Source organism: Mumia flava (genome assembly GCF_002797495.1).
GTDB classification, from domain to species: domain Bacteria; phylum Actinomycetota; class Actinomycetes; order Propionibacteriales; family Nocardioidaceae; genus Mumia; species Mumia flava.
The window spans coordinates 757,478-769,431 of record NZ_PGEZ01000001.1 but is presented as its reverse complement, the minus strand read 5'-3'; the positions used below and the strand labels follow the sequence as shown (position 1 = coordinate 769,431).

11 protein-coding genes are annotated in these 11,954 nt (G+C 74.4%); 9 read left to right on the top strand and 2 right to left on the bottom strand.

Features of this window, described 5'->3' with window-relative positions; all coding sequences use genetic code 11:
• Positions 1-11 precede the first annotated feature (11 nt).
• Genes CLV56_RS03660 through CLV56_RS03650 form a run of 3 tightly spaced genes read left to right on the top strand, consistent with a single transcriptional unit; the run spans position 12 to position 2,408 of the window.
• The gene (locus CLV56_RS03660) at positions 12-347 is read left to right on the top strand and encodes an L-rhamnose mutarotase (protein WP_039345624.1); all 336 of its coding nucleotides are present in this window, start codon (positions 12-14) and stop codon (positions 345-347) included.
• A gap of 2 nt (positions 348-349) precedes the next feature.
• The gene (locus CLV56_RS03655) at positions 350-1,195 is read left to right on the top strand and encodes a helical backbone metal receptor (protein ID WP_245857575.1); all 846 of its coding nucleotides are present in this window, start codon (positions 350-352) and stop codon (positions 1,193-1,195) included.
• Positions 1,196-1,202: 7 nt separating this feature from the next.
• Positions 1,203-2,408: a type III PLP-dependent enzyme domain-containing protein gene (locus tag CLV56_RS03650; RefSeq protein WP_100414397.1), complete on the top strand. Its 1,206-nt coding sequence runs from the start codon at positions 1,203-1,205 to the stop codon at positions 2,406-2,408.
• A gap of 6 nt (positions 2,409-2,414) precedes the next feature.
• Here CLV56_RS03650 and CLV56_RS03645 read toward each other — a convergent pair whose 3' ends face one another.
• Positions 2,415-3,044, bottom strand: coding sequence for a pyridoxamine 5'-phosphate oxidase family protein (locus CLV56_RS03645; protein ID WP_100414396.1), 630 nt, complete (start codon positions 3,042-3,044; stop codon positions 2,415-2,417).
• Positions 3,045-3,171: 127 nt separating this feature from the next.
• The gene (locus CLV56_RS03640) at positions 3,172-3,921 is read right to left on the bottom strand and encodes an IclR family transcriptional regulator (RefSeq protein WP_039345618.1); all 750 of its coding nucleotides are present in this window, start codon (positions 3,919-3,921) and stop codon (positions 3,172-3,174) included.
• Between the two features lie 401 nt (positions 3,922-4,322).
• On the opposite strand from CLV56_RS03640, the gene CLV56_RS20950 reads away from it, so the two are divergent.
• The 6 genes from CLV56_RS20950 to hutI all read left to right on the top strand — a co-directional run bounded on the left by CLV56_RS20950 (position 4,323) and on the right by hutI (position 11,954).
• Positions 4,323-4,640, top strand: coding sequence for a hypothetical protein (locus CLV56_RS20950; protein ID WP_211287964.1), 318 nt, complete (start codon positions 4,323-4,325; stop codon positions 4,638-4,640).
• 316 nt (positions 4,641-4,956) lie between these two features.
• Complete coding sequence (gene hutH, locus CLV56_RS03630) at positions 4,957-6,570, top strand: histidine ammonia-lyase (protein ID WP_100414395.1); 1,614 nt, start codon at positions 4,957-4,959, stop codon at positions 6,568-6,570.
• Complete coding sequence (gene hutU / locus CLV56_RS03625) at positions 6,570-8,243, top strand: urocanate hydratase (protein WP_039345611.1); 1,674 nt, start codon at positions 6,570-6,572, stop codon at positions 8,241-8,243. Before hutH ends, hutU begins: the two co-directional genes overlap by 1 nt.
• Positions 8,240-9,679: an allantoate amidohydrolase gene (locus CLV56_RS03620; RefSeq protein ID WP_245857573.1), complete on the top strand. Its 1,440-nt coding sequence runs from the start codon at positions 8,240-8,242 to the stop codon at positions 9,677-9,679. The genes hutU and CLV56_RS03620 overlap by 4 nt, the downstream gene beginning before the upstream one ends.
• Entirely contained in the window at positions 9,676-10,818 is a 1,143-nt protein-coding gene (locus CLV56_RS03615) for a formimidoylglutamate deiminase (protein WP_039345608.1), read from the top strand. Before CLV56_RS03620 ends, CLV56_RS03615 begins: the two co-directional genes overlap by 4 nt.
• Entirely contained in the window at positions 10,815-11,954 is a 1,140-nt protein-coding gene (hutI, locus tag CLV56_RS03610) for an imidazolonepropionase (RefSeq protein WP_039345606.1), read from the top strand. The genes CLV56_RS03615 and hutI overlap by 4 nt, the downstream gene beginning before the upstream one ends.

The window sequence follows — 11,954 nt, the reverse complement described above, 5'->3', positions numbered from 1 at the left end:
GAGGAGTGCCTGTGCCGCGCTACTGCTTCTACCAGCAGGTCGATCCCGAGCGGCTCGACGAGTACGTGGAGCGCCACCGCGCGGTGTGGCCCGAGATGCTCGAGGCGCTCAAGACGTCGGGCTGGCACAACTACTCGCTCTTCCTCCGACCCGACGGCCTGCTGATCGGGTACGTCGAGTCCGAGGACCTGGACGCAGCCCAGGCGGCGATGGCGGCGACCGACGTGAACGCGCGCTGGCAGGCCGAGATGGGGGAGTTCTTCGTGGTCGACGGCAGCCCCGACGAGGCGTTCGTGCGTGTGCCGGAGGTCTTCCACCTGGAGGACCAGCTGGCCACGCTGGAGTGACCATGGCACCCCCACCCGACGGTCGAGGCGCGAGCGGGAGCCCCGCCTCCTCCGATGGTCGAGGCGCGAGCGGAGCGAGCGATCGAGACCCCGCTCGTACGCCCCGCCCGGTCGACGACCTCGGCACGCCGCTCGACGTCCGCCGCCCCGCGACCCGCGTCGTCTCGCTCGTCCCGTCGATCACCGAGGCGCTCGCCGAGGCCCGACCGGATGCGCTCGTCGGTGCGACCGAGTGGTGCACTCGTCCGGCCGGCCTCGACGTCACCCGGGTCCGCGGTACCAAGAACCCGGACCTCGCCGCGATCCGCGCACTGCGCCCCGACCTCGTCGTCGCGAACAAGGAGGAGAACCGCCGGCTCGACGTGCAGCGCCTCCGTGACGCCGGCGTCGCGGTCTGGGTGACCGAGATCGAGACCGTGCCGCAGGCCCTCGACTCGCTGCGGCGGCTGTTCCGCGAGGCCCTCGGCTGGCCCGAGCCTGCGTGGATCGCCGAGGCCGAGCGACTCTGGTGCGGGCCGCTGCCGCCGGTGCAGCGCCGCGTGGCTGTGCCGATCTGGCGGGACCCGTGGATGGTCGTGGGCAGCCGGACGTTCACCGGCGACCTGCTGCGGCGGACCGGAGCCGAGAACGTGTACGCCGACGACCCGGACCGCTATCCGCACGTCGACGTCGCCGACCTCGACGCCGCGGGCGCGGACGTGGTGCTGCTGCCGGACGAGCCGTACGTGTTCACCGACGACGACGGGCCGGAGACGTTCGTACGCACCCCGACCGAGCTGGTGTCCGGTCGCCTGATGACGTGGTACGGGCCGTCGCTGATCACCGCGCACGCGTCGCTCGGGCGATGATCGAGCCGTGACCGCGTCGCGCGATCCCGCCGTGGACGAGTCGTTCCTGGACCGGGTGCCGCTGCCCGTGCTCGTGCTGCGCGGGCAGGCACTCGAGCACAATCTCGCGGCGATGCGCGACTACTCCCGGCGGCACGACGTCGAGCTCGCTCCGCACGTGAAGACGCACCTGAGCCCGCAGCTGTGGCGGCGGCAGGAGGCGTACGGCGCCACCGCGTGCACGCTCGCGACGGTCGCGCAGGTCCGTGCGATGGTCGAGCACGCCGGCGTACGGCGGGTGCTGCTCGCGAACGAGGTGGTGGCGCCCGGTGACCTGGCGGCACTGTGCAGGCTGCGGCGGGAGCACCCGGACCTCGAGGTGATGGTGTTCGTCGACTCGACCGCCGCCGTGGGGGCGATGGACCGAGGCCTCGCGCGGTCCGGCGCCGACCTCGGCCCGCTGGGCGTCCTCGTCGAGGTCGGGCCCAGCGGGGGCCGGACGGGGGCGCGAGGCGTCGACGAGGCACGGGCCGTCGCCCGCGCTGCTGCGGCGTCGGAGCGGCTGCAGGTGGTGGGGGTAAGCGGGTACGAGGGCGTGCTCGCGAGCCAGGGTGCTGTCGCCGACCGGCCGCGCGTCGTCGATGCGTACCTCGGTGACGGGGAGACGGCGCTCCGGGCCCTGCTCGACGCCGACCTGGTCGACCGGCGACCGGCGATCCTGACGTTCGGCGGCTCCGACCTGTATCCGGCGGTGGTGGCGCGTCTCGCGGACGCGTTCGACCCCGACGACGTCCGCGTCGTCCTGCGCAGCGGGTGCTACGTGCTGCACGACCACGGCCTGTACGCGCGGGCGCAGGCGGCGATGCCGGACGGCGCCGGGCTGCCGGTCTTCGAGCCCGTGCTCGAGGTGTGGGGTCCGGTGCTGTCCGTCCCCGAACCCGGCCGCGCGGTCGTCGGCGTCGGCAAGCGCGACGCGTCGTACGACGTGGAGCCACCGGTCCCGCTGCGCCGTCGGCGCGACGGTCAGGAGACGGCCCTGGCGGAGCTGACGGTGGAGCGGCTCTTCGATCAGCACGCGATCCTCGTCGGCGCGGGCACCCGTGCGCTCGCCGTCGGCGACCTGGTCGCGTTCGGGATCTCCCACCCGTGCGCGACGATGGACCGCTGGCGCTCGGCCTGGATCGTCGACGCCGCGGGTGATCCGGTCGAGGAGATCGTCACGCTCTTCGGGTAGCGGCGCTCAGGCCCGCAGCGCCTGCACGGACGCCGGCACGGCGACGCCGTCGCGCAGGTCCGGTGCCGGCAACGGCTCGCCCACCGTCCGGCGCAGCGGGACCACCCCCGCCCACGCGTCGCCGGCGACGTCGGCGGGTTCGTCCTCGGGCCAGCCGTCCGACACCTTGAGGGACCACCGCTCCAGCGGCAGCGCGAGCACGAGCGTGGCCGCGAGCTCCCTGCGTGTGGAGGCGCGGACCTCCGCCGAGCGTCGGGGGATCAGCGCCTCGGTCACCAGGTCGAGGGCGCGCGCCTGCCCCCCGCCCTCGACGCGGTGCGCGACCCCGAAGACCACCGCGCTGCGGTAGTGCATCGACGACTCGAAGGCCGACCGTGCCACCACGATCGCGTCGAGCGCCGTGACCGCGACCGCGAGCTCGGCACCCCCGGCCGCGGCTCGCATCCAGCCGGAGCCGGTGGACCCGTGCAGCAGCAGGCGGTCGCCGTCGCGTGCGTACGCGGTGGGGACGACGAGCGGGTGCCCGTCGACGACCAGGGCGACGTGGCAGACCCGCTCGGCATCGAGCAACGCGTCGAGCGCGGGACGGTCGCGACGCTGCTTCTCGGCGAGGCGGGTGACGTCGGTGTTCGGCATGGCGGCAGCGTACGGCGCAGAGCGGGCAACCATGCGGACGTACGATCCTGCGTCGAACCGGGGCGCGTGCGCCTCCAACGGGGCGAGTCGTACGTCCGCATGGTCGTCCCGCGCGGCGCACCGCCCGTCAGCGGTGACGCAGCCGACGGTCGATCTCGGCCGTCGTTGCGCGGATGGCCTCGAGGACCCCCTCGACGTCGACGTCGTCGCGGGTCTCCCACGTGACCGCGACCGAGGCGCGCAGGGCCGGTTCGGTCAGCGCGACCGCGGCGGACGCGAAGCCGTCGGTGACCTCGCCGTCCTCCTCGGCGTATCCGCGGGTCCGGGTCGCCGTCAGCACCTCGCGCAGCTCCGACGGAGCCGCCGGGCCGCGCCCTGTCCGGGAGACGAACGCGGCCGCGCTCGGGTACAGCGCGCGGACCTGGGCGCGGGGGAGCGTCGCGAGGATCGCGCGTCCCGACGCGGTCAGGTGCGCGGGCAACCGGACTCCCACGTCCGTGACCAGCGGCGGGCGGCCGCGTGCGCGCTCCTCGATCACGTAGAGCACGTCCGCGCCCTGGAGCATCACGAGGTGCGCCGAGCGCCCGACCCGGTCGACGAGCCGGGCCAGCGGGAGCCGCGCGAGCCGGGCGAGCGGCTCCTGCGCCGCGAACGCCACCCCGACCTCCCACGCGCCGACGCCGAGCCCCCAGGTGCGCTCGTCGGGGTAGTGCACGACGAAGTCCTGCTCGGCCATCGCATCGAGCAGGTGGTACGTGGTCGAGCGGGCGAGCCCGATCTCCGCGGCGATCCGCGAGGCCGCGACGGGCACGGGCTGGGTCGAGAGGAAGCGCAGGACGCGCAGGGTCGCGGTCGCGGCGGGGACAGGGCGGCTCACGGGGCCAGTGTCTCGGATCCGAGATGGTTGCGCATAAGGTATGCAATTCGTAGGCTATGAGCATACGTTTCGCATAGTGAAGGGCACCTATGTCAACACCGGTGCCACGAGCGCTCACCCGGTCACCGCTCCGCACGGTTCGACCGAAGGACCTCGCTGACGTCTACCGTCATCCGCGCGCGGAGCTGGCGAGGCTGACGCGTGCCGGCGTGGTCCGCCGGCTCGGCCACGGGTACTACGTCGCGATTCCGGACGACCGTGATTCCCGCTGGCGACCGACGCTCGAGGCGGCCGCGGCCGGGATCGCCGCTGCGATCTACGGTCCGGACGACGTCGCACTCATGGGGGTCAGCGCGGCACGCGTCCACGGGGCGCTGCCTCGCGCGGTCGGAACCGCAGTGGTGGCGACCCCGCAGCAGCACCGTGAGGTCCGCCTGCCCGGTGCAGGCGATGGGGTGGTGCGGTTCGTGATGCGAGATCCCGCAGCGCTCGACCTCGAGATGCGCGCGCTCGACGAGATCGGCAGCGGACTGGTCACCACGGTCGAGCAGACGGTCGTAGACCTGGCGCGTCACGGCATCCCCGAGGTGGATGCCGGGCAAGAGCACGAGGTGCTGAGGTCGTTGTGGCGCCGCGCCGACGAGGACGTGGTTGACGAGATCGCCGCAGCTCAGCGCGGCAGGGCAGCGGTCGCCCGAATGCGGGCGGTGGTGGAGTGAGGGGCTCCGACCGGCTGCTCGGCGGCCTCAGCCGAGCGGACCTCGCGTCGCAGGTGGAGGCGTTCGGAGTGGCAGAGGAGCAGGTCCGGCGCGACCACCTGATCTCACTCGTGCTCGCCACGATCGCCGAGTCTGCGGTCGCCGGTCGGCTGACGTTCTTCGGGGGTACGGCCCTGTCGCGGACCCACCTCCTCGGGTTCCGTGGTCGCAGAGGCGTGGGAGCGCGCGGCGGCCTGAGGCAGCGGTGTCTCGGATCCGAGACAGCAACCTCCGTACGGTCGTGGTGCGGCGGCGCTCCGCGCGCTCGAATGAAGGCATGCACACCGTCGAGGTCTCCACCGGCCCGCTGCGGCCCGCCGACGTGGTCGCCGTGGCCCGTCACGGCGCCAAGGTCCTGCTCACCGATGCCGCCTGCGACGCGATCGCCGAGGCGCGCGCCGACATCGAGGCGCTGGCCGGCTCGGACGAGCCGGTGTACGGGATCTCCACCGGGTTCGGGGCGCTCGCGACGCGGCACATCCCGGCCGACCGGCGCCAGGACCTCCAGCGGGCGCTGGTCCGCTCCCACGCGGCTGGTGCCGGTCCGCGGGTGGAGGACGAGGTCGTCCGTGCCCTCATGCTGCTGCGCCTGTCGACGATGGCGACCGGCACCTGCGGCGTCCGGCTGGTCACGGCCCAGGCGTACGCCGACCTGCTGAACGCCGGTCTGGTGCCCGTGGTCCGCGAGCACGGGAGCCTCGGGTGCTCCGGCGACCTCGCGCCGCTGTCGCACTGCGCGCTCGCCGTGATGGGGGAGGGTGAGGTCGTCGACGGCGACCGTGTCCGCCCCGCCGCCGAGGCGCTCGCCGACCACGGGCTGAAGCCCGTCGTGCTCGCCGAGAAGGAGGGGCTCGCGCTGATCAACGGCACCGAGGGGATGCTCGGGATGCTGCTGCTCGCGCTCGACGACCTCGGGGTCCTGCTCGAGACCGCCGACCTCGGGGCCGCGATGAGCGTCGAGGGCCAGCTCGGGACGGACCGGGTCTTCGCGTCGGAGCTGATGGCGCTGCGTCCCCACCCGGGCCAGGCGGCGTCCGCAGCGAACCTCCGGGCGTTCCTCGCCGGCTCCGCGATCGTCGCGAGCCACCGCACCGGCGACGGCGTCGTGCAGGACGCGTACTCGTTGCGCTGCTCCCCGCAGGTCCACGGCGCCGCTCGCGACACCGCCGCCCACGCGGCGGGCGTCGCCGAGCGCGAGCTGGAGTCCGCGATCGACAACCCGTCGGTGCTTCCGGACGGGCGGCTCGAGTCGCACGGCAACTTCCACGGCGCCCCGCTCGCGTACGTGCTGGACTTCCTCGCGATCGCGGTCGCCGACGTCGCCGGGATCAGCGAGCGTCGGACGGACCGGTTCCTCGACGCGGCCCGCAGCCGGGGCCTGCCGCCGTTCCTCGCCGACGATCCCGGCGTCGACTCGGGTGCGATGATCGCGCAGTACACCCAGGCCGCCCTCGTCTCCGACCTCAAGCGTCTCGCGGTCCCGGCCAGCGTCGACACGATCCCGTCGAGCGCGATGCAGGAGGACCACGTCTCGATGGGCTGGGCCGCCGCGCGCAAGCTCCGTACGGCTGTGGACGCGCTGACCCGGGTGCTGGCGATCGAGATCATGGTCGCCGCCCGCGGGATCGACCTGCGCGCCCCGCTGGCCCCGGCACCGGCGACCGGCGCCGCGATCGCCCGCCTCCGCACCCACGTACCCGGTCCCGGGCCCGACCGGTTCCTGGCCCCCGAGATCGAGTCCACCACCGCCCTGGTCCGCGACGGCTCCCTGCTCGCCGCGGCCCGTTCGCGCTCCCGATCTGACGGGTTCCCCACCGATTCGGTCCGGGAACTCGGTGGGCAACCCGTCGAATCGGGGACGCCCGGACGCAACCACAGCGAGGAGATCTGATGACGAGCCACCGCGCCGTTCGAGCACCCCGCGGCTCCGAGCTCAGCGCCCGGTCCTGGCAGACCGAGGCGCCGCTGCGGATGCTGATGAACAACCTGGACCCCGAGGTCGCCGAGCGGCCCGAGGATCTCGTCGTCTACGGCGGTACGGGCCGGGCCGCGCGCTCCTGGGAGGCGTACGACGCGATCGTCGCCGCCCTGCGCACGCTCGACGACGACGAGACGCTGCTCGTGCAGTCCGGCAAGCCGGTCGGGGTGTTCCGTACGCACGCCTGGGCGCCACGCGTCCTGATCGCGAACTCCAACCTCGTCGGCGACTGGGCCACCTGGCCCGAGTTCCGCCGGCTCGAGGCCGAGGGTCTGACGATGTACGGGCAGATGACGGCCGGGTCGTGGATCTACATCGGGACGCAGGGGATCCTGCAGGGCACGTACGAGACGTTCGGTGCCGTGGCCCGCAAGCTCTACGCGGCCGAGAGGCTCGACCGCCCCTCCCTCGCCGGCACGCTCACCCTGACCGCCGGCTGCGGCGGGATGGGTGGTGCGCAGCCGCTCGCGGTCACGATGAACGAGGGCGTCGTGCTGATCGTGGACGTCGACGAGACCCGGCTCGCGCGCCGGGTCGACCACGGCTACCTCGACGAGTACTCCGCCGACCTCGATGACGCCGTGCAGCGTGTGCTCGCCGCGAAGAAGGACCAGCGCCCGCTCTCGGTGGGCCTCGTCGGCAACGCCGCGGAGGTCTTCCCGGCGCTGCTCGAGCGCGGGGTCGAGATCGACGTCGTGACCGACCAGACCAGCGCGCACGACCCGCTGAGCTACTTGCCGGTCGGCATCGACGTCGCCGGCTGGAAGGCCGAGGCCGACCGCGACCCGGAGGGCTTCACCGAGCGTGCGCGGGAGTCGATGGCGCGCCACGTCGAGGCGATGGTCGGGTTCATGGACGCCGGTGCCGAGGTGTTCGACTACGGCAACTCGATCCGGGAGGAGGCGCGTCTGGGCGGCTTCGCGCGCGCGTTCGCGTTCCCCGGGTTCGTCCCCGCGTACATCCGTCCGCTGTTCTGCGAGGGCAAGGGTCCGTTCCGCTGGGCCGCGCTGTCCGGTGATCCCGCCGACATCGCGGCGACCGACCGCGCGATCCTCGAACTCTTCGGAGAGGACGAGCACCTGCGCCGCTGGATCACCCGGGCCGGCGAGAAGGTCCACTTCGAAGGGCTGCCGGCCCGGATCTGCTGGCTCGGGTACGGCGAGCGGCACCGCGCCGGTCTGCGGTTCAACGAGATGGTGGCGTCCGGCGAGCTGTCCGCGCCGGTGGTGATCGGGCGCGACCACCTCGACTCCGGCTCCGTCGCCTCCCCGTACCGCGAGACCGAGGCGATGGCCGACGGCTCCGACGCGATCGCCGACTGGCCGCTGCTCAACGCGCTGCTCACCACCGCCTCCGGCGCGACCTGGGTGTCGCTCCACCACGGCGGCGGCGTCGGGATCGGCCGGTCGATCCACGCCGGTCAGGTCGTCGTCGCCGACGGCTCGGACCTGGCCGCGCAGAAGATCGAGCGCGTCCTCACGAACGACCCCGGCACCGGGGTGATGCGCCACGTCGACGCGGGGTACGACCGGGCGCGCGAGGTCGCGCACGAGCGCGGGGTGCGGATCCCGATGGAGGAGGCGTGAAGGCGCTCGACGCGATCGCGGACGTCGGTCGCGACCGGCGCACCGGCGGGTACCGCCGGTTCGCGTGGAGCGACGCCGACCTCGAGCTGCGCGAGTGGTTCGCCGGCGAGGCCGCGGCCCGGTCGATGGAGCTGACCGAGGACGGCAACGGCAACCAGGTCGCCTGGTGGCAACCCGCACTGTCCGTTGGTCGAGGCGCGAGCGCAGCGAGCGATCGAGACCCTGGGGTCTCGATCGGGGACTCGTCCCTCGCCCCCGCCTCGACCACCGGGGCAGGCGGGGGGAGCGATCCCACCGTTGGTCGAGGCGCGAGCGCAGCGAGCGATCGAGACCCTGGGGTCTCGATCGGGGACTCGTCCCTCGCCCCCGCCTCGACCACCGGGGCAGGCGGGGGGAGCGATCCCACCGTTGGTCGAGGCGCGAGCGCAGCGAGCGATCGAGACCCCAGCGCCCTCCTCCTCGGCTCGCACCTCGACTCCGTCCCCGACGGCGGCGCGTACGACGGGCCGCTCGGCGTCGTCTCCGCGTTCGCGGCGGTCGACCGGCTCCGCGCCGAGGGCTTCGTACCGTCCCGCCCGATCGCGGTCGCCTGCTTCGCCGACGAGGAGGGGGCGCGGTTCGGCGTCGCCTGCGCGGGATCGCGGCTCGCCGCCGGAACCCTCGCCCCGGACCGTGCGCTCGCTCTGAGGGACGTCGACGGCGACACCCTCGCCGACGTGCTGCGTTCCCGTGGGCGCGACCCGTACGCCGTGGGCCGCGCCGGCTGGCTGGACCGGATCGGCACCTTCGTGGAGCTGCACGTGGAGCAGGGCCGGGCGCTGGTGCACTCCGGTGACGCGGTCGGCGTCTCGAGCGCGATCTGGCCGCACGGACGCTGGCGCCTCGACCTGCGGGGCCGCGCCGACCACGCCGGGACGACCCCGATGGGCGACCGGTGCGACCCGATGCCGGTGTACGCGCGGACGGTGCTCGCCGCCACGGAGGCGGCGACCCGCCGCGACGCCCGCGCGACGTTCGGCAAGCTCCGCGTCCATCCCGGCGGCGCGAACGCGATCCCGTCAGCGGTCGCCGCCTGGTTGGACGCCCGCGCGGCCGACGACGCCACGCTCGAGCGGCTCGTCGCCGAGATCACCGACGCCGCCCGCGAGGCCGGCGACCAGGCCGGGATCGGGATCGACGTCACGGCGGAGTCGACGACGCCGACCGTCACGTTCGACCCGGCCCTGACCGACCGGCTCGCCCGCCTCCTGGACGCGCCGGTGCTCCCGACCGGAGCGGGCCACGACGCCGGGGTGCTCAGCGCGACGATCCCGACGACGATGCTGTTCGTCCGCAACCCCACCGGGGTGTCGCACAGCCCGGACGAGCACGCCGAGGACGCGGACTGCGACGCGGGCGTCGCCGCGCTCGCCGACGTCGTACGGGACCTGGCGTGACCCGTCATCCTGCGTTCGCGAACGCGCACAGCCATGTCTTCCACCGCGCGCTGCGCGCCCGCGTGACCGGCGGGGACGACTTCTGGGGCTGGCGCGAGCGGATGTACGGCGTGGCCGCCGTGCTCGACCCCGACCTGCTGCACGACCTGGCGGTCGCGACGTACGCCGAGATGCGGCTCGCCGGGATCGGCGTCGTGGGGGAGTTCCACTATCTGCACCACGGCCCCGACGGGCGTCCGTACGACGACCCGAACGCGACCGGGGAGGCGCTGATCGCTGCCGCCCGCGCGGCCGGCCTGAGGATCTGCCTGCTGGACGCGTGCTACCGCGCGTCGGGGTTCGGGAGTGCGCCCCAGGGTGTGCAGCGCCGCTTCGCCGACCCCGACGTCGACGCGTGGGCAGCCCGTGTCGCCGAGCTCGCCCGTCGGCACCGCGGCGCCGACGACGTCGTGGTCGGTGCGGCGATCCACTCCGTACGGGCAGTTCCGCCTGCGGACCTGGCCGGCGTCGCCGCGGCCCTCCCGGAAGCACCCCTGCACGCGCACGTCTCCGAGCAGCCGGCGGAGAACGCCGACTGCGTCGCGGCGACCGGCCGGACGCCGACGGCCCTGCTCGCCGAGTCCGGCGCGTTGACGTCGCGCACCACGGCCGTGCACGCGACGCACCTGACGGGCACGGACGTCGCGGCGCTGGGCGACGCCGGGTCGTACGTGTGTCTCTGTCCGACGACCGAGGCGGACCTCGCCGACGGGATCGGCCCGGCTGCCCGGTTGCGCGACGCGGGCGCGCGGCTCACGCTCGGGTCGGACGGGCAGACGGTGATCGACCCGTTCGTCGAGGCGAGGGCGGTGGAGATGGGGGAGCGGCTGACGAGCGGGCGGCGCGGCTCCTTCGACGCCGTCGCGCTGACCGAGGCGGCGACGCGGACGGGGTACGGCTCGCTCGGGTTCGACCCGGCGCTCGCCGACGCGGACGCGTTCGAGCTGCGCACCGACACCGTCCGGACCGCCGGCGCGACCGAACCGCTGTGGGCCGCGACCGCCGCCGACGTGGAGCCGCCGCAGGACCTCGCGTACGGGCCGGACGAGGTCGCGGTGCTGATGCGCAAGGCAGTCGGGGCGGTCTGGGAGCGCGTGTGAGCAGCCTGCTGGTCACCGGCGCCGCCGAGCTGGTCACCTGGGACCCCGAGCGGCCGGTCCTGGTGGACGCGGCGCTGGTGGTCGAGGACGGACGGGTGGCGTGGACCGGAGCGGCCACCGAGGCCCCTGCGGCCGACGAGGTCCTCGACGTGGACGGCGCGGCGGTGCTGCCGGGGTTCGTGGACGCGCACAGCCACCTGGTCTTCGCCGGCGACCGCGCGGGCGAGTTCGAGGCCCGGGCGTCCGGGCGCCGGTACACCGCCGGCGGGATCCGTACGACCGTCGCCGCGACCCGTGCCGCCTCCGACGCCGACCTCGCCGCGACCGTCGACCGGCTGCTCGCCGAGATGCGCCGGCAGGGTACGACGACCGTGGAGATCAAGAGCGGCTACGGGCTCACCGTCGACGACGAGGAGCGAGCGCTGCGGATCGCGCGCGGGCGGACCGAGGAGACCACGTTCCTCGGGGCTCACGTCGTCCCCGACGGCACCGACCCCGCGGCGTACGTGGACCTGGTGACCGGGCCGATGCTCGGGGCCTGTGCTCCGTACGCGCGATGGATCGACGCGTTCTGCGAGGACGGGGCGTTCGACGCCGACGCCGCCCGGGCCGTGCTGGTGGCCGGGCGCGACGCCGGGCTCGGGATGCGGCTCCACGCCAACCAGCTCGGCCCGGGACCCGGCGTCCGTCTGGCCTGCGAGCTCGGCGCCGCCGCGGTGGACCACTGCACCTACCTCTCCGACGCCGACGTCGACGCGCTGGCCGGCAGCGACACCGTGGCCGGACTGCTGCCCGGGGTCGAGTTCTCCACGCACCACCCCTACCCGCACGCGCGGCGCCTGATCGACGCGGGCGTCAGGGTGGCTCTCGCGACCGACTGCAACCCGGGCAGCTCCTACACGTCCTCGATGCCGCTGTGCATCGCGCTGGCGGTCCGCGAGATGGGGATGACCCCGCTGGAGGCGCTGCACGCGGCCACCTGCGGCGGCGCCGGGTCGCTGCGCCGCGACGACGTCGGCCATCTGCGGGTCGGGGCCCGCGCGGACCTCTGCGTCCTCGACGCTCCCTCGTACGTCCACCTGGCGTACCGCCCCGGCGTCCCGCTCGTCGCTCGCACCCTCGTCGCCGGCGCCTGA